General features: G+C 41.3%; 17 protein-coding genes. 12 read left to right on the plus strand and 5 right to left on the minus strand.

Going from position 1 to position 17,707, the window contains the following annotated elements; all coding sequences use genetic code 11:
* Positions 1-402 precede the first annotated feature (402 nt).
* The 10 genes from QUD05_RS00800 (at position 403) to QUD05_RS00845 (ending at position 7,947) form a co-directional block, all read left to right on the plus strand.
* Positions 403-1,200 (plus strand): hypothetical protein, encoded by a 798-nt coding sequence (locus tag QUD05_RS00800; RefSeq protein ID WP_289794530.1) that lies wholly within the window; start codon positions 403-405, stop codon positions 1,198-1,200.
* A 117-nt stretch (positions 1,201-1,317) separates the two neighbouring features.
* Positions 1,318-2,295 carry a DUF5895 domain-containing protein gene (locus QUD05_RS00805; protein ID WP_289794531.1) on the plus strand — a complete coding sequence of 326 codons (978 nt, stop codon included), beginning with the start codon at positions 1,318-1,320 and terminating at the stop codon, positions 2,293-2,295.
* Positions 2,296-2,534: 239 nt separating this feature from the next.
* On the plus strand, positions 2,535-2,807 hold the full coding sequence (locus QUD05_RS00810; protein WP_289794532.1) for a hypothetical protein: 273 nt from the start codon (positions 2,535-2,537) through the stop codon (positions 2,805-2,807).
* Between the two features lie 143 nt (positions 2,808-2,950).
* Positions 2,951-3,220 carry a hypothetical protein gene (locus QUD05_RS00815; RefSeq protein WP_289794533.1) on the plus strand — a complete coding sequence of 90 codons (270 nt, stop codon included), beginning with the start codon at positions 2,951-2,953 and terminating at the stop codon, positions 3,218-3,220.
* A gap of 158 nt (positions 3,221-3,378) precedes the next feature.
* Positions 3,379-4,452, plus strand: coding sequence for a hypothetical protein (locus tag QUD05_RS00820; RefSeq protein WP_289794534.1), 1,074 nt, complete (start codon positions 3,379-3,381; stop codon positions 4,450-4,452).
* Positions 4,453-4,560: 108 nt separating this feature from the next.
* Complete coding sequence (locus tag QUD05_RS00825; RefSeq protein ID WP_289794535.1) at positions 4,561-5,010, plus strand: DUF1257 domain-containing protein; 450 nt, start codon at positions 4,561-4,563, stop codon at positions 5,008-5,010.
* Positions 5,011-5,012: 2 nt separating this feature from the next.
* Complete coding sequence (locus QUD05_RS00830; RefSeq protein WP_289794536.1) at positions 5,013-5,219, plus strand: DUF2997 domain-containing protein; 207 nt, start codon at positions 5,013-5,015, stop codon at positions 5,217-5,219.
* A 90-nt stretch (positions 5,220-5,309) separates the two neighbouring features.
* Entirely contained in the window at positions 5,310-6,932 is a 1,623-nt protein-coding gene (locus QUD05_RS00835; RefSeq protein ID WP_289794537.1) for an AAA family ATPase, read from the plus strand.
* Positions 6,933-7,027: 95 nt separating this feature from the next.
* Complete coding sequence (locus QUD05_RS00840) at positions 7,028-7,375, plus strand: hypothetical protein (RefSeq protein ID WP_289794538.1); 348 nt, start codon at positions 7,028-7,030, stop codon at positions 7,373-7,375.
* A gap of 14 nt (positions 7,376-7,389) precedes the next feature.
* A complete protein-coding gene (locus QUD05_RS00845; RefSeq protein ID WP_289794539.1) occupies positions 7,390-7,947 on the plus strand; it encodes a WGR domain-containing protein in 558 nt (185 codons plus the stop codon).
* Between the two features lie 29 nt (positions 7,948-7,976).
* On the opposite strand, the gene QUD05_RS00850 is transcribed toward QUD05_RS00845, so the two are convergent.
* From QUD05_RS00850 to QUD05_RS00870, 5 genes are all read right to left on the minus strand, one after another.
* Complete coding sequence (locus QUD05_RS00850) at positions 7,977-8,576, minus strand: Uma2 family endonuclease (protein ID WP_289794540.1); 600 nt, start codon at positions 8,574-8,576, stop codon at positions 7,977-7,979.
* Between the two features lie 33 nt (positions 8,577-8,609).
* Entirely contained in the window at positions 8,610-9,815 is a 1,206-nt protein-coding gene (locus QUD05_RS00855) for an RNA-guided endonuclease InsQ/TnpB family protein (RefSeq protein ID WP_289794556.1), read from the minus strand.
* A gap of 255 nt (positions 9,816-10,070) precedes the next feature.
* Positions 10,071-11,663, minus strand: coding sequence for a beta-barrel domain-containing protein (locus tag QUD05_RS00860; RefSeq protein WP_289794541.1), 1,593 nt, complete (start codon positions 11,661-11,663; stop codon positions 10,071-10,073).
* 103 nt (positions 11,664-11,766) lie between these two features.
* Positions 11,767-14,712, minus strand: coding sequence for a peptidase domain-containing ABC transporter (locus tag QUD05_RS00865; RefSeq protein WP_289794542.1), 2,946 nt, complete (start codon positions 14,710-14,712; stop codon positions 11,767-11,769).
* Complete coding sequence (locus QUD05_RS00870; RefSeq protein ID WP_289794543.1) at positions 14,709-15,464, minus strand: peptidylprolyl isomerase; 756 nt, start codon at positions 15,462-15,464, stop codon at positions 14,709-14,711. Before QUD05_RS00870 ends, QUD05_RS00865 begins: the two co-directional genes overlap by 4 nt.
* Positions 15,465-15,880: 416 nt before the next feature.
* On the opposite strand from QUD05_RS00870, the gene QUD05_RS00875 reads away from it, so the two are divergent.
* Both QUD05_RS00875 and QUD05_RS00880 read left to right on the plus strand, forming a co-directional pair.
* The gene (locus QUD05_RS00875) at positions 15,881-16,618 is read left to right on the plus strand and encodes a hypothetical protein (protein WP_289794544.1); all 738 of its coding nucleotides are present in this window, start codon (positions 15,881-15,883) and stop codon (positions 16,616-16,618) included.
* 312 nt (positions 16,619-16,930) lie between these two features.
* Positions 16,931-17,692, plus strand: a complete 762-nt coding sequence (locus tag QUD05_RS00880) for a hypothetical protein (protein ID WP_289794545.1) — start codon at positions 16,931-16,933, stop codon at positions 17,690-17,692.
* Positions 17,693-17,707: the final 15 nt, after the last annotated feature.

Below are 17,707 nucleotides of genomic sequence, written 5' to 3' on the forward strand. Positions count from 1 at the left end.
CCACCGGGACTAGCAGCCGGAAGCCTTAAACTTGTAATGGCCAAGCCACCGGAGATGATTCCGATGACNCAACCAAGTCTAAAAACTGGTTGTAAAAACTTCAATCTTTCCAGAATTAAGGCGATTGCGTACTCAGTAGTAGGCAATCGCCTTTTTAAAAAATACAACATGGCTGTACAGAGGACACGGTAACATCCCAATATCTTCTCTACAGCTTAGTGCTGTCTGGTGTTTTGACATCAGTTAATACGCTTTATTCTTGAACACTTTTATAAGGCTTCGCCAAATCTAGATTGAGAGTGTTGTGCTGAAAGCACAACAAACTTACCAATAAAAATAGGGCGATCGCGAGTTTTGCAGACGCAGCGATCGCCCTTTTACCCATTTAAGAGGTATTTGCTAATGATTACACAACTTTCAGCCCCTGCGCCAACAAAAGATCCGTTGACCACACGCGATCGCCAAATCATTGCAACCATCGTCAATCAGTCGGACTACTCAAAAGAGTGCAAGCCCGAAGATGTAGTGACTATCTGGATCAACAGTGATGATATCGTCTGGGTGAAAATGACCCACGGCTATGCTCGATACCACAAACAATCTTTCAAACGCGCTGTTGCAGACGTTAAAGCGAGTCTTTCTGCTCCAGTAGAGTGCAATCACGAGCAAGATAAGGAATTAAAACAAGCTACTGAGAAAATTGGCTTATTGGGTGATTGTGATTGGTTATCGTTGAGCGTCCAATACTATCCTGATAAAGTAATCGGTCACGCTGGTTGTTATATCTCTCACAAAGCTCGAATATTAACCCCACCATCTGAATGGGATTTTACCCTGCCGAAGTGGAATATGCTTGCTGCCATCTGTCCAGACTGCGAAGGTCATGGGTGCGGTAACTGCTCGTATCGCGGGACTCGTGCAGAAGACTTGTGCGAACCAGTAGACGGCTATCGACTGACCTATGTAGGACGCACTGACCTTCAGACGGCTCACAACGTATATCTAGATGGTGAATTCTTGGGCATACTCTTCAAAGTCCGAAACCCCAATGAAGTCTGGGAAAACGACCCCAAGACTTACTACTGGCGCTGTGGCAATGGCATGAAGTATTGGAGTGTGAAAGAGGCTGTAGAGGTTCTATCCAGGGCAACTGCTCCGATTGAACTGCCGCAAGTTCGTCAGGAGTTGGTCGCGGCGTAAGTGAAATGGTGGAAGAGAATTTTCTTCCACCACTGTTTTAAAATCAGTGCNCACTCAGAATTAGAGCTTCGTTTATTTTTTGCGAAAACTAACATTAAAGAAAGGCAAGCAGCTACTATGACAGCTTTTGACTTTGATTCTGCTGAACACAAGTCCTACGAAAAGACCCCAGCAGCCAAAAGTATTCCTTCACCCGCAGGCATTTGGATTGCTTACGAAAATCAACAATTAGCAGGATGGTACGAAAATAAAGAACTAGTTGGTGGGAAAGAGTATAAAGTTCTTACTAACAAGTTGGACGAAAACGACGAAAAAATAGGCATTCCTGGCGCTCTCTATAGACAACCACGAATACTTGTGATTGGGCGATCGCCTCTGCTATACGGAAACGATAGAAAGGTGATTGGAGTTTGGCGTAGCAGTGATGGTTTGGACAAGAACGCCTACAAATTCGGTAGGCGGTATATGGTGATTTTCGTCGATGCCCAAAATCAACCTCTTCATATCGCACCAGTACAAATAACTGCTTGGGGAGTGTTTCAAGTGTCGTTTGATCAACAACTAATGGCATTCCGTGAAACTTGCGAACAAGCTTATGCAAGTTTTCAAGGCAAACATCACCAACCGAAGAATTTACTTTGGCATTCGATGTGGGTATTTTGTCCCACATTAAAAACAGAGAAACGTGAGAAAGGGGGGCAAACTTCCAATGCCTGTGTATGTAGCGGATACGAAAAGCCAACTGCGCTCAACTGGGAAAGTTATTGTATTGGCAAGAAACCAATAGCTCAAGAAATTGCCCTTGTGCATAATTCCATCAGCGATTGGTGGAAAAAAGGATTGCCTAACAATAACTTACCAAAGCATACGTCTCATGCAATTGATCGCAATCAATTGATGATGGAGTCACAACGATTGATTGAAGCTTTAGGTTGGGGTGAGGAAAAGGGCAAACAGTTTCTCATAGAGAACTATGGTAAAAAAGGAAGACAGTCACTAACTAACGAAGAATTTGCTAACTTCGTCAACAAATTGCAGTCTATGCAAGCAAATTATGACAATGAAGTTGGTTACTGGGAGGATGTGCCTTCTTAATAGCCAAATACTTGTTGAGGTGATTACAGCAATTGCGTTCATCTTTATGCTTCCCTATTTACCTTCAAGTAGGGAAGCATATTTGATCAGTTCTCAAGTCTTTTCTACAGCTAATAAAGAAGGGACAGGGGAAAAGGTAAAAACCTTGCTTTTCTAAGGATAATTTAATTCATGAATCCCTTTCCACTTTCCCCATCTTTTGATTGGGCTGTACGTATTTCAATCATTTAAAATACCCCATGACTATTACAATCGTTCACCCCACTATCGAAAACTTACAGCAGTTTTCTGACTCATTCGACATTGAGAAACTATTGCAATCTGAGGGAGTTCTGCCGTGGCTTCTAGCAAATGCTTGGAACTACGGCGATGAATCTTGTTTGATTGCAAACATTATCGATGAGTCAACAAGTCTTGATGAAGTTTGGGAATCAGACGAGTTTGATTTTAAGGCTTTGCCTGATGAAGAGAAGGAAAAACTCAATCAAATCTTTGAGCATTTGTATCTGTAACATTTTCTACCCTCAATCAATAATTAACGCAGAGGCAACGAATTCTGCGTGAAAAACTCTACAGTCAGATTCAATCAGTCTGACTGTAGAGAAAAATCGATTCCACAAAAGATTATCACACACTCTACTTCAATACTAATCAGATGGAAGCAAATTTGATTAAAGTGTATGACGCGACACTGTTAAGTTCATCGAAAGTTTACCAAATCGACGGTACGCTTTCACGATACTTGGGTGATGAAGGTACTATCCAACATCCACAGTATCTATTTCTACCTCTGCCAAATCAAAGGAAAAAAGCCAGCTTTCGGCTAAACCGAAACAAACTCATGACTCGCTGTTATGAGGTCGAAGGCATGGTTTATCAAAAGCCTGTGGTACAGGATAATTCACAGCAACTTCAACTATTTTGAGTTATGTCAATACATAAACCACCAGTCATTAAAAGGCATATTCGGCTACAAAAAAGCTCTAAAAAAGTAATCTATAGAGCTACTACAGACATTCANAATAGTCACAAAGAAAGCTTCGCTNNNTCGAAAGTGAAAAATATTGATTGAGGTGAATAATCATGGTACAAGCAATCGACAACCCTATTGCTACAAATTTCCTAACTGATGCAGTAGTCGAGCGCCACAATTTCTCGCAATTAAATAAAACTCGCATCCGCTTTCGTATTCAACTGAAGAAAAGTACAAAGTCTGCTGCTCCTAAATGGGCAGACGTGCTAAAAGCTGAAGTGTCTGAAATTGAATCAGACCTCGTTAAAGTCACAAATTCCGAAGTCGGTCTGCGAGGTATTAAGGTATTCAAAAAGTTGGATGAAGCTGCTGCTCAATTGAGGCAAGAAATTGCTTCGGTTCAAGAGTGGATGTCTGCTGATACTGGTGATTGGATTTGTCCGATTGATTTAGCTCCACTCGTTTGGAACCAGTTAATTAATATTAGGGATAATATCGCTCCTGGATTGCGTAATCAATTAAAAGCTGATTACGAGGCGGGACTTCTTGATTATCAGGAACGGATTGATCAGTTCCTCTCACTTAACACTTGGGAATTAGCACAGGATAAGCAAGAGTCAGTCAAAGCAAACTTGTTAAGAGCATTTCCGATTCTGACCGATCTTGAAGACTATTTGCAGGTTGTCATTGGTCGTCCGGTAATTATTCCAGCACTGTCCGAACAACTGAACCAGCAACAAGCCGAGTGTCTAGACCAGATTACCAAGTTCATTCAACAGTATGACCAAAATCTGGAGCAAAGGCTACGGGAATCTGCGATCGCTGGCGGTGAACAACTTGCCGCACAGTTGCTTGAAGAATTGAGCGACTGGGAGCCAGGACGCAAGCCAATCCAGTTTAAAAAGAAGATGCAACGCCATCTGATGAAGGTTCAGGTTTTGCTAGCGAATGCTGACCCGGAGGCTGGCAGCAGTTTGGAGGCGATGATGGCGCACTTAGATTCTATCGTTAACGATCCAGCGATTGAGTCTAAGAATCTTGGTTCTGATACACGCAGTCAATTACAGCAAAAAATAGATTCTATCCGCGCCAAGTTGTTAGATGAACAACGCAATCTACAATCACTTGCGACTGAGGACGTGGGCTTATCGAAGGCTACAGTTGCCGCATTTAGGTTCAGGTAAAAAACAGTCTTGGGCGGGTGCATTCGCCCAAAACTAAGTACCTTAACGAAAAATGCAGTATACACCTCAAAAAGAATACCGCACTTCTACTATAGGGATAAAATTCTCATGTCACACTTCTCAACTGTTAAAACCAAGCTCACCAACCGCGAATGTCTGGTACAAGCCTTACAAGATTTGAAACTGAATCCGCAAGTTCATGAAACAGCACAATCACTAAAAGGGTACTACGGTAGCTCTCAAGGACAAAGCGCTGAAATTATCGTATCTGGTCGTACCATAAAAGCCCGTGCAGACATCGGGTTCAAATGGAATCAGTCAAGTGGTGTGTACGATGTGATACACGACAGCTACGAGACAGTTCCGAAGTTGGGACAAGACTTTTTCAGTAATAAACTAATGCTGGCTTATGGACAACGGATGGTTCGCGCTAAAGCCGCCGAGTTACAAGAAAAATTTGGGGAATGTGCGATTGCCGAAGAAACCAACGGCACTGTGCAAACTCTACGGCTGACTTTTGCCGGACATCAGGAAGTTAAACAATTTGCACGGAGATAAATATGGAACGTTCAATACTGATTCATTTCGACAATGCTACAGGTGAAGTTCGTGTGGAGGCTGAGGGGTTCGAGGGCTTGAGTTGTTTATCAGCTACGCAACCATTTGAAGAAGCACTTGGAGTTGTGGGCGATCGCACGTTTAAAGATGAAGCTCAAACCCAACAACTTCATACTACGAATAGTAATCAAACACGTTTGCGTCAGTAATCAGTCATCAGTTACCAGTCTTGACTCGGCTGGTAACTGCTGATCATAAAGGCTTCGCCATTTCATAAGTGAAATATTTGAATAATTGACATGAAACTCTCAAATCTTCTCTCCACGCTCGATTCACAGATTCCCATTGCTGCGGTTGATGTGCTGTCTCCTGATGAAGCGACAATTATTCAGTGGTTGACTACAGAGGCATCTAGCAAGCTATCAAGTCCAGTGTTCTTCTGGAATCTGGGGGTATCAACCTTAGAACAATGTTTAATCGCAGCAGATGGGGGATTGGTGTTTAAGCCAGTTGCAGAGTACAAAAGACCTCCACAGGCTGATCCACTACTATTTGTATTTGACTACATTGCTAACTTTAGTAGTGATGGAGTCTTTATCTTAGGTGACATTCACTCGTTTATTGGTAAAAATTCGCCTTCGTTATCTTGGGAGGTTGTTAGCAAGGTAAAAAATCTCTACCATCGTCTCAAACCTACAGATAAACGCATTGTCTTGTTGGGTCAGAATATACAATTACACGAATCACTAGTCAGATTGATTCCTTATTGTGAAATTCCTCTACCGGGAGTTGAGCAAATACTACTTCATATCAATTCTTATTTGCATGACCTACAACAGTCAGCTATTGAACAGGAATTGACTTTCACTATTTCCCTTAATAAAAGTGAAATTGAATCTCTTTCTCGTGCTGCTCTGGGATTAACACTGGAGGAGATTAGCGACTTCCTGCGGTTAACTGTCAAAGAAAACTTAACTAATGATGGTGTTGTCGTTGGTGCTGATTTCATCCCCAAAGCTGTTGAGTATAAAACTCGGCTGTTGTCTCAAATGGGTATTGAATTGGGCAAGCCTGCTAGCATCTCTTTTGGAGGATTGGATTTGTTGCGTGAGTGGCTCAATCGGCGGCGGCGGCTATTCACACAAGAGGCGCGTGAGCTACACCTACCTCAACCAAAAGGTGTGTTGCTGGCTGGCCCACCCGGTACAGGGAAAACTTTATTAGCCAAGAATATTGCTAACATTCTCAATTTACCACTACTCCAACTAGACATTGCGTCCCTCTTGGGCAGTCTGGTCGGTGAGTCTGAGGGAAATGTTAGACGGGCTTTGAAAACAGCTGAAGCGATCGCCCCGTGCATATTGTGGGTGGACGAAATCGAGAAAGCACTTTCGGGAACTGGTGACACGAGTGGAGTCTCACAGAGGATTCTGGGCAATATCCTTACATTCATGTCCGAATCTCAGTGTGGTGTGTTTGTCGTGGCAACTTGCAATGACCCATCTGCATTACCAAGTGAACTAAAACGGAAAGGCCGCTTCGATGAAAATTTCTTTGTTGATCTTCCTACGGAGCCTGAGCGAGTCCAGATTCTAGGGATTCATCTACAACGCTTTGGCATTCACCTGGAATCGGAGTACCTCGAAGCGATCGCAGCCTCGACCGCAAAATTCTCCGGCGCTGAATTGGAAACTCTCGCATCTGAAGCCGCACTGTTGGCATTTGACGAAGGACGACCACAGCAGGTAACGCTTGCTGATCTGGAAATCTGCCGTCAAACCATTACCCCGCTTGCGATTCAGGACGCTGCGGCAGTCGAGCGAATGCAAGCGTGGGCATCTACCGCACGACGGGCTAGTAGTCCTGTGGTTGCGGCGAAAACTCAGTCTCTTAGAACTGCCAAATACAGAAACATGAACTGATATTAATTGCGGTTGCTCCCTAATTTTATGGGGGCAATCACACTTTTTTTTAGAAATCAACACCAGCTTCTTAATAATTAGATAGACCAAAGAAAATGGCAACAGACTTAGTTACTTATTACGGACAAACAGACTTAATCAACCAGTTAGTTGATAACTATGGCGCACACTTAGAGAAATTGAACAGAGAAACAAAACTGTTATTACGAGTAACTCTGTCTACATACATTGTTATGCAGCAAGAGTACACCCCAACTGAATATCCAGTTTCTACAGCCCTTGAAGACGCTTTGTGTGAGCTAGTAATTCCTGATTCTATTCCCCAAGATTTGTATGATGTCTGCTCTGTTCTGAATGGGCTAACAACTCTGGAGGCTGAAACCTTACTTGAAGCTCTACAACATCAAATTAGATGGGGCAATGCCCAAAAGCTTGCGAGTTAATTGGATTTAAAAACATGGAAATCTATTTAGTCTTTGTTGATACTATCCAGAACAGCAATAAATTCTGGTCGGCCATTGTCGAAGATGGTAATTTAACAGTGCAGTGGGGCAGAGTCGGCTATCAAGCGCAGACTAAAGTCCACACATTAGGCAATCATCAGAGAGCCATTGCTAAATTTCATAATCTGGTAGCAGAAAAAAAAGGCAAGGGCTACCGTGAAAGTCAGCCAGAGATTGATGCTAGCCGCAGTGTTGCAGACATTAGACGAGCTATTCAATTGTTGAATATTATCCGTCCGGCTGTTGCTCTCCAGAATTTTGGTGATACCTACATATCTGCTCTTAATGAATATCTGAAAATTGTCCCAACACCTTTGGGGATTGTCAGCGCTATGTTGTTTGGCATCAGTGCGTTAGGCTACTGGGGATTAGAAATTGTTGAAGCTAACACAATCCCGATAATAGAAGAGAGATACGATTGGCAAACTCAAAAACATATTTGTTTCGGTTGGATGTTAGTTGCTTTTTCTAGCTTCCTTGGGAGTGCTTCTTTTGGTAACGAGTCCCACTAATCAATCAGTTCTAAGAGAGTTAAGCAGCCTTAAAAATTAATGCGACGATAGATTTCAGTCAGGGGAATTTCTACGTTTAAACTGTGCAGCATAATCGTGCGCTCAAGGTGAGAGTGAACTTGCCATAGCCAGCGATCGTTACTGTCCCGATCCAAGTTGTGATACTGTTCAATGTAGGGTTCAGTTTGGCTCACAAGCAGATATTCACAAAAGCTGGCAATCGAGCGATATTTTCTGAACTTATCCCCTCGATCATAAGCTTCAGTCGAGGGTGATAAAACTTCGACAATAAGCATTGGATTCAGAATTTCATCATTACGATTGCCATTGAACTCTGGTTCGCCATTCACAACCATCAAATCGGTATAAGTACCGCATTGATATTCAGGAATCCAAACTCGCAAGTCGCTGTTATACAAACGAAAATCCGTGTCTCTCAATAAAAACCCTAAGTAAATTAAGAAGTTACTGGCGATGGCACTGTGAGATTCCGAACCTCCCGACATAGTAATAATCTCTCCGTTGCGGTATTCATGGCGTTCTGGGTTTGTTTCTTCCATAGCCCGATACTCGTCTAACGTCAGGCGAGTTGTTATTACATTTGGGGGACTGGTTTGAGCAAAGAGCACAATCAACCTCTTAGATAATTAGCTGTGAACTACCTACAGTGACGCTTCGCGTACACCGTAGGCTTCCTGTCCAACAGAAAGCGCAGTAGTGGATTTCTTGCGTCCTCCCTTACTACGACTGACATCTGGACAACAGGCTTTATCCCCCGTTCCAGAGGTCAAAATCCGTAGTCCTTCATCTCGAAGGTTAATACTTGCGTTCACATCCCTGTCGTGTTTTGTATGGCACTTTTCACAAGTCCAATTTCTTATGTCTAGTGGTAAACTGCCAACTTGATTAAGACACACATGACAGGTTTTTGAACTGGGGAAAAATCTATCAACCTCTAAATAAATTTTCCCTTCCATTGCTGCTTTGTATTTCAGCATTGTGCAAAACATTCCCCATCCAACTTCATGGATAGCTTTGGAAAGTTTTCTATTTTGCATCATGCCTTTTACATTAAGGTTTTCTACAATAATAACTTGGTTTTCATTAACTATCCTACGAGACAGCTTGTGTAGAAAATCCTCACGGCAGTTAGTAATTTTTCTATGAATCCTAGCAACTTTAATTCTTGCTTTAGTTCTGCTATTAGAATTTTTTTGTTTTCTTGATAACTGCTGTTGTTTGAGTTTTAAATTATTCTCATGTTTATTGAGTACTCTAGGATTATCAAACTTAAACCCATCGCTAGTAACAGCGAAGTGAGTCAGCCCCAAATCAATACCTATTACCTTACCTTCTACTTTTTGTTCCGGCTTATCTTTACCATCATCAAAAAGAATAGCTGCGAAGTATTGATTAGAACAGTTTTTGGATACAGTCACAGTCTTGACTTTACCCTCAATTGGTCTATGAATAATTGCTGAAACATCTCCTATTTTTGGAAGTGTTAAGTAGCTATCAGCAAGTTTGACGTTTTGAGGATACTGAATAGACTGCAAAGCATGTTTTGATTTAAATCTAGGATAGTTAGCTCTTTTCTCAAAGAAATTATTAAAACTAACTCCAAGGTTCAGACAAACTTGCTGCAAACATTGTGAGTAGGTTAGTGATAGCCATTCATGCTCTTTTTTTAACTGTGGAATTATCTTTTTAACCTCGTATCCAGACAATCCCTTGCCAGTCTCTTTATATGTTTGGTTCATCAAATTCAAGCAATAATTCCATAACCAACGGCAACTGCCAAAAGCTTGTGCTAGTGACTGCTGCTGTTGAACATCTGGATATAGCCTAACTTTGACAACTCTTAACATATTAGAGTAAACAACGTTTGCTATAAAGGAGTGTAACACAGAATTGTTCATTTCCTCCATGTCCTTCTCCCTCTTTACCTTGTAGGAAAAATCGGTTAAAGGACTGTCGTAGTTTTTCACCCGCAATTCATCTCATCACTCCGATAGAGCGGGAAGTAAGAAGCTTCTTAAGGTTTTAACTAAAACTATTATCAGCAACAGAAGGAAGAATTGCCAATTTCATGAGAAATTATGATTCAAAGCACATTTACTGGCTTAACGAACAAACTTGAGACTTTCAACACTAGAGCTAAACATATCTGTAAAGATACTCATCACCGTCCGTTCTCGCAGTTTAATATTACCACTGACTGACATCCCAGATTGCAGAAGTACTTTACGCCCATTAATCGAAATTGATTGTTGCTCCAGGCGCACCTTAGCAGGAAAACGATAGAAAGGATAAATCTGATCTGGTGGCAAGGCATCAGAGCCAATCCATACTAGCTTACCTTTGACATCGCCAAACTCACTAAAAGGAAATGAATCAATTCTGACATCTACTGTCATCCCCTCTTTAACAAAACCAATATCTTTGTTGGTGATGTAAACTTTAGCAATCAGAGCATCATCAGGAACAATTTTGAGAATTGGTTCGCTGGATGTGACTACAAATCCTGGTGTATGTGCCTTAAGTTCAAAAACTGTACCTGAAACAGGGGAATTAATCGACTGATATTGAAGATTCATTTGAGTTTGGCTCAACTGAGAATCATTTTCGGCAATTTTCTTATTATTTTCGACAATGGCTTTAGTAAGCTGAGAATCAATCTCGGAAATTTTTTTGTTATTATCTGCAATTTGGGTGAGCCAATCTTTGCGAGAAATAGCTACAGTTGATTGCAACTTAGCTTGTGCTTGGTTAATAGCAGATTGTAAACGAAATCCTTCTTGGGTAAGCTGGTCAATTTCTGATTGAGCGTTTCTAACTTCTTCTTGTTGCTTGAAGTATTGGATTTTAGAAATCGCCCCATCATTCATTAAGGGAGTAATATTGTCAAGAATCCCCTGATTCATTTTAAGAGTATCTTTTGTGCTAACCAATTTAATTTGGCTTTGGTTAAGTTGACGACTTAATTGGTCAACTTCCAGTTTTGCAGCAGTGAACCGCGCATTCAATTCTTCAGAAGTAGAGAAAAATCGTTCTTTTTGTTCGATGGAAAGTCCACTACTAGAACCTGTACCATCTAGTTGGGCACGATATAAACGATTCTCTGCAACTAGAGCAACCCGACTTTTGGTAAGGTCAAGCATTTCATTTGTGGCTTGAAAATCGGTGGAAATTATTGTAGATCCACCTCTCATTTGAGACTGATAAAATTGATTTTCTCTGAGTAAAGATAGACGAATTTTCTTCAAAGAGTCGAGTTGAGCATTAGCAGTAGTGGGGTCAAGCCCGATAAGATGTTCGCCAAGTTTAACCTGCTGTCCATCTTCAACATAGATTTTTTTAACTACGCCACCAACAGGAGCTTGTATTTCTTTAACTGTGCCTGTAGGCTCTAACTTACCACTAGCGGAAACTGCTTCTTCAATTTTGGCGAAGTTTGCCCAGATAATTGTACCAGTAGTAACAGTTATCAAACCCCAAAGGATAGCGCGTGACCATTTACGAGATTGTCGAAGAATTACAGGTTGCTCAAATTTTGGGATATAACGGGGAGCAGTATTAGCTGGTTTTGGCTGAATATCAGATGTATCTATTGATAACTGTTCCAATTTTTGAACAGAAGTTATTGCTGCCTTTGGGGAACTACCATTGCCATTATTTGAATATTTACCATTCCCATTACCATTATTAGTACTCATAATTATTTAACTGTTAGCGATTAGCTTTTTATAGATAGTAGTTAGTGAACAGATAAGTTTTAGCTATTCTTAATTAGCAAAGTATATTCTTTTCCTAATCCGTTTAAACTTGAGCCTCCTGTTGTTGGTACAGGCAGTAATAAAGTCCCACTAAATCCATAAGTTCTGCATGAGTCCCCTGTTCTGCAATTCGTCCTTGGCTCATCATCAAAATTACATCGGCATTTTGAATTGTTCCTAGCCTGTGGGTAATAAAAAATACTGTCCTCCCCTTAAATACTTGGGCTAGATTCAAGCACACCTGACGCTCTGTAGCATAGTCAAGTGCGCTGGTAGCTTCATCCAGAATTAACAGTGGTGGGTTTTGTAGTACAGTCCGAGCGATCGCAATTCTTTGTCTTTGTCCACCAGATAAAGCTGAACCCCTCTCTCCAACACGAGTTTCATAACCATTGGGCAGATTCATAATAAAATCATGGGCGCAAGCAATTCTAGCAGCCTCCACAATCTCTTCTGGTGTGGCATCAGGCATTGTTAGAGCAATATTTCCTTGTACCGTGGTATCAAATAACAGAGTGTCTTGTAACACCATGCCAATTTGTTGACGCAGGGAGTAGAGTTCTACCTTATTAATGTCATAGCCATCAATTTTGATGCGACCAGAGTCTAATTCATAAAGTCGAGGTAAGAGTTTGGTTAATGTACTTTTCCCAGCACCACTTTGTCCTACAACTCCAACAAACATACCAGCTTCAATATCAAGATGAACGTTGTTAAGTTGGGGGTTAGGGCTTTTAACAAAGCTGAAAGTAACACTTTCATATTGAACAGCACCAACAATAGCTGGCATCGGGATGTTATTACGCCCAGCAATTTCTGTTTCTTGGGGAGTATCAAGAATATCAGCCAAGCGTTCTAGCGATAAAGCAGTTTCTTGAAAGTTCTGCCACAGTTGAATTAGTCGTAGTAGAGGACTTGTGACATAACCTGCGATAATACGAAAAGCAATTAACTGTCCCAAAGTTAGTTTTTGCTGCAAGACTAAATATGCACCTACCCATAATAAAAGTAAGCTTGATAGTTTATTCAGGAAGTTAGAGAGGGAACTAGCAGTATTGCTTGTCAGAACATTCTCAAAACTCGCACTAATATATCTTCCATAACGAGATTGCCATTGCCAGCGAGAATTGAGTTCGATGTTCTGTGCCTTGACAGTTTGGATACCAGATACCACCTCAACTAAATAAGATTGAGTTTCGGCATTGCGTTCAGCTTTAGTTCTAGTTTGGCTGCGAATAATCGGAGCAAATATAAAAGTAATCAGCGCAAAGAGCGGTACTGTTGCCAGTGCTACTATAGTTAGCAGCCAGCTGTAAAAAATCATTACTACAATATAAATAACAGAGAAAATAGCATCTAGAACAACAGTTAGGGCAGTACCAGTAAGGAAGGAGCGAATATTTTCTAATTCGTTGATCCGGCTGGATATTTCCCCAACAGGGCGCTTTTCAAAATAACGCAGTGGTAAACGTAATAGGTGATCGATTACTTCGCTTCCCAAACTTAAATCAATCCGATTGGTGGTATCGACAAATAAGTTGGTACGCAGCCAAGTAATAATGCCTTCTACTATAGCCATTGCTATGAGCAGAAAGCCAAGAACGTTGAGAGTATTAATCCCGTTTTGAATGATAACTTTATCAATAATTACTTGGGTGATTAAAGGGTTTGCTAGCCCCAATAATTGGACGAATAGTGAAGCAATAAATACTTCGATTAAAACAGTACGATGTTTTTTAATGGCAGGCAGAAACCAACTTAAGCCAAATCGCTTTTGAGGAGTTTCTTTGGTGGGTTGCAACAGAAGTACTTGCCCTTCCTCCCCCCAAGTCTCAGCAAAATCTGCTGGCTTCTTGCGGACAATGCCTTGTTCTGGGATGGCAAGGACTAATTCTTTTTCAGTAGCTTTGTAAAGAATTACATAGCTATCTTGCCAAGGAATCAAAACTGGTGTGGGTAGTTTAGATATTGCGATGGCGGGAACATTCACCAGTTGAGATGTCAACCCCATTAATTCTGCCAAAGCACCACATAATTGAATAGAAGTGCTGCCTGTGCGCTGAAAATTGCTGACTAAGGCACGGCGCAAGACATCGCGGCGAAATGGCATTCTTAACTGTTGCGCTAGCATTTGGAAACAAGCAAGAGTTCCATCTACAGGGCCACGACCCGATATGTGCGGGTATTTAATTCCTTGCCCTGGCTCTACTTCTTCTGTTTCTTCTGGACGCTCTGGAGCGAATGGGGCGTTTGCCCAAATTCCAGTATCTGACAATGAGGCGATGTTAACGTCAGATTCAGCGATCGGCAGTGTCGGATCGGTAAAACCAACTAAGCGAACTTCTCCAGTAATGTTAGCTCGATCTGAGCCAGGCAAAAGTCTTTCGCCCACATCATAGTTAGACCCTTTACTGCTAACTAACCACAGTAGGTTAGGGTCTAATTGCTGAAGTGATGTTTTGCCTGGGGGCAAGTTCAGGATTGTGGCTTGTTTTACAGTCGCAATCGCAAGTTCTTTAAGATTATCGGGAATCTTGCCCCGGCGTTCTAATTCTGCACCCAATAAATCAAAAACTTCAATGAGACTGCAATGGTTGCAAAAAGCATTCGCTATAGCAGGTTCGAGTTCTATTAGACTTAAAAAATCTGAGGCTTTTAGCGTTAAGCAAAGAGTTTCAACTGAAGCGATCGCAGTTTCACAGGGTACACCACGCAGCAAGCTTGTCCAACCGATGATTGATCCTGGTTTTAGTAGTTGCAGAGTATCAGGGGCAGAAGCACCAGGGGCATATCCCAATAAACGGGCTTGCCCCTGGTAAAGAATGACTACTCTAGCTGGGAGGGTTTCTCTGACCAAAATTGCTTGCCCCATGCGGTAGCGCAAAGGCTCAAGTTTTTCTGCAATCCGCTCAATACTAGTTATAGAAAGCTGATTAAATGGGTAGATGCTGGCGAGAAATTCTTGAATCGTGGTAGTGCTTTCTATCATCTTGTTATTAAAACTGGAGCAGGTGCATCATCATGTATGGTCAATTGCGCTTTGCTGATTTCTTCGGCTAACCAAGTCTCAAATAAATGATTCAGAAGTGTAGAGCGCATTGCATCATCTAATTGAGCCGGAATTAGCTTTTCCAGTCGCACAATCACAAACCACTCGTCCAATTTCATCGGCGGCCATAACTGTCCTGGTTGAGAAATGGTCAGTTTCTGTGCGATCGCTGGATGCGGTTGACTCATGGGAACAGGGCCTAACATTCCCCCTGTTTGAGCTTCTTGCCCTTGTGAATACACCGAGGCACAGTCAGCAAATGTCTGTTCTTGGGCTTTGATGCGGAAATAGAGTTCTTGGGCCACCTCTGCATCAGATGTGCGGATTAGGGAATAAATTACTTTGTCTAGCTGAGGCTTACATTGCAAAAAATAAGATTCTAGCTTTGTCCCCCAAGTGGCTTGCTTTAACTTCTCAATTTTCAGTTCTCGCATAGCAACAGCTTCTAGCTGCTCAAGGCTTATACTGTAATGTTCTAAGGCTTTTGCTATAGCTTCTGGTGTTGTCAGTTGATTGTTTTGGTAGAATTGCTCAATAACACACTCTTTTTCTGATGGAGTGAGTTCAAATGGAGCGATCGCTGTTTCAATAATCAATAAACGACACAATTGTGGGAGCATTTGGAAACCAGCCAGCAAATGCGTAATTTCTGCTTGGCTAATTATCTGGTTGCCAATTCTTAGGTGAGCCATTGGGTGCTAGAAAGTTAGGGTAGAGGAACCTATGTAATAATTTCCCTATCGCATCATGTATTGTAAGTTCTATTTATGACAATGATAAGTATACGTATGTTTTCCTAAAGGATAGCTGTTACATATACTTAGAAATACTTAGAAAAACCGGGAAAAATTAAATTTCCTAGATATATCAGCTACTTTATCAAAAAAATATACTTAATTTTGTTAGTACTTAAGTAAGTATCGAAGCAAGTTTAAGCATAATTTCGCTGGTGTAAATCTGAATAAGGAGAGTATAAAGTTACAAGTATCCGTAAAAAACGTATCCAGTGTCCAGTAATGGATTATGCGCCAAAAGGTTTCAAGTCTACGTCAGAATCAATTGGCGCAAAAACATTCATCTTTGAAGTAACAGTTATTAGGAAAGCATCATGAGTCAAAGCTTAATCACCCAAGAGTTCGGAATTATTATTGCTGCAAAAAATCATAACCCCACACTTCTCAATCCAGATTTTCTCAAATATAGTGGTATAGTTCCGACAGAATGGGAATTGGCTCGTCAACCAATATCTACCCAAAACGTATCTCAAGTTGCCTTCACTAACGGTGTTCTTATAGTAGCTGAACCGACGCGAGTAATATTTATAGAAGCTATTGAAGGTAAAGCAGTAGCAGAAATCATAGTTGCAGACATTGCTAAAAAATATGTCCAAGCACTACCTAACGTAGAGTACGAAGCTGTAGGTCTTAATCCCAGAAGCTACATGAGTTTTGACCAACAGCAAGATGCAGCCCGTCAGTATTTAGCTGAAATGCTACTGTCTCCTGGTCCTTGGCAAGAAGTTGGGACTGCACCTGTACGAGCGACACTAAACTTAGTTTATACTTTAGAGCGCTGCCCATTCTATCTCACTGTCAGTGAAGCAGCATTACGGAATCCAGACGAAACTAGCACTCCAATTGTATTGTTCAATGGCAGTTTTAGTTATCAAGTAATTGCCGAAACCGTACCAGAACGCCTCAGAAATTTGCACCAACTTATTGATAATTGGCAAGGAGATTTATTAACTTACCAAGATATTATCAATAGCAAGTTTATCACTCAAGTTGCGGCTCACACAACTGTAGTTCCAGATGTATTCTCAATGAATGCCAGTGCAGTAGCCTAGTCCAAAAGGTAGAGGATAGTTCAACATCCTAACAAGAGCAGAACAGCCTCTACTTAGTTCTGACGATCAAAAGAACGACTAGCCTACGGTAACAACAAAGGTGAACACCTAAACTAATTTCGGACGATTCATCTTTGCTACATATTCCAAAAAATATTAATAATAGGCAGAGTAATTGCCGCCAATATTGGGATTACATCAACTAGTGGATAATGCACTATTTGACGTAATCCCAAAAATTGGCTGAACCTTTTTAAATACAACTAAAAACTAAAAACAATCAACGATTTACTACTGGCGAGGAGTTAGGTCATGGGTAGTCCTGAAAATGGTGTGAACAACGGTGGTTTAATGCCACCATCTCTATTAGAAAGTGCATCTTTAAGTGCATCCCTAGATGATAATTCTGGTTTAACCGAATTACAAAAGGCACTGAAATCTTCTTCTAGTAGTTTTGATCCCATCAATTTTGAATTAGGAAAACCCTCTGATTCCAATAACTCTGCAACTATTAGCGATAATCAACAATCAAATTCAAATCAAATTGCCAACTACACCCCTGAAAATGGGATTTTTGACAACGGACTATCGATTACCCAACCAGTTGTCGCCAAAACGACTCCACTGTTAAAAACTAGCAACAACAATCAAAAATCTGGCACAACTCAAAGTGTAGATTCACTCACAGGTAATACATCTGACGCTTCCCTACTTGGCATCAGCAACCCGACGACCAATATTAGCGCCAATTCTACCTCTGCACCTCTAAGTGTTCAAACTCAACAAAATACCAGCCAGACTTCCACTCTCCCCTTCGCCATCCGTACAGATGGTACAATCAGCATCAACGGTGGCGGAGATTTTGATGGTGTCCCAACAGACCTCACAGATGATGCCCTAATTTACGCAGCGAAAGGATTTACAATTAATGGCAATCCCACCTTACCCGTACAAAGAAATGCTCAGGGAAACCCCATTCGGGATGCAAATGGCAAACTAATTCTGATCGATAGAGACTGTTACCGTTGCATCAGGATATACCACCATCAACGGAACGAACAACCAATATGCTAATTTAATCCCCCCGCA

It is taken from the genome of Nostoc sp. GT001 (assembly GCF_030382115.1).
Classification (GTDB): Bacteria; Cyanobacteriota; Cyanobacteriia; order Cyanobacteriales; family Nostocaceae; genus Nostoc.

Coding starts and splice junctions, on each gene's coding strand:
- QUD05_RS00800 (WP_289794530.1), top strand. CDS start 403: ATGATTACACAACTTTCAGCCCCTGCGCCAACAAAAGATCCGTTGACC.
- QUD05_RS00805 (WP_289794531.1), top strand. CDS start 1,318: ATGACAGCTTTTGACTTTGATTCTGCTGAACACAAGTCCTACGAAAAG.
- QUD05_RS00810 (WP_289794532.1), top strand. CDS start 2,535: ATGACTATTACAATCGTTCACCCCACTATCGAAAACTTACAGCAGTTT.
- QUD05_RS00815 (WP_289794533.1), top strand. CDS start 2,951: ATGGAAGCAAATTTGATTAAAGTGTATGACGCGACACTGTTAAGTTCA.
- QUD05_RS00820 (WP_289794534.1), top strand. CDS start 3,379: ATGGTACAAGCAATCGACAACCCTATTGCTACAAATTTCCTAACTGAT.
- QUD05_RS00825 (WP_289794535.1), top strand. CDS start 4,561: ATGTCACACTTCTCAACTGTTAAAACCAAGCTCACCAACCGCGAATGT.
- QUD05_RS00830 (WP_289794536.1), top strand. CDS start 5,013: ATGGAACGTTCAATACTGATTCATTTCGACAATGCTACAGGTGAAGTT.
- QUD05_RS00835 (WP_289794537.1), top strand. CDS start 5,310: ATGAAACTCTCAAATCTTCTCTCCACGCTCGATTCACAGATTCCCATT.
- QUD05_RS00840 (WP_289794538.1), top strand. CDS start 7,028: ATGGCAACAGACTTAGTTACTTATTACGGACAAACAGACTTAATCAAC.
- QUD05_RS00845 (WP_289794539.1), top strand. CDS start 7,390: ATGGAAATCTATTTAGTCTTTGTTGATACTATCCAGAACAGCAATAAA.
- QUD05_RS00855 (WP_289794556.1), bottom strand. CDS start 9,815: ATGTTAAGAGTTGTCAAAGTTAGGCTATATCCAGATGTTCAACAGCAG.
- QUD05_RS00860 (WP_289794541.1), bottom strand. CDS start 11,663: ATGAGTACTAATAATGGTAATGGGAATGGTAAATATTCAAATAATGGC.
- QUD05_RS00865 (WP_289794542.1), bottom strand. CDS start 14,712: ATGATAGAAAGCACTACCACGATTCAAGAATTTCTCGCCAGCATCTAC.
- QUD05_RS00870 (WP_289794543.1), bottom strand. CDS start 15,464: ATGGCTCACCTAAGAATTGGCAACCAGATAATTAGCCAAGCAGAAATT.
- QUD05_RS00875 (WP_289794544.1), top strand. CDS start 15,881: ATGAGTCAAAGCTTAATCACCCAAGAGTTCGGAATTATTATTGCTGCA.
- QUD05_RS00880 (WP_289794545.1), top strand. CDS start 16,931: ATGGGTAGTCCTGAAAATGGTGTGAACAACGGTGGTTTAATGCCACCA.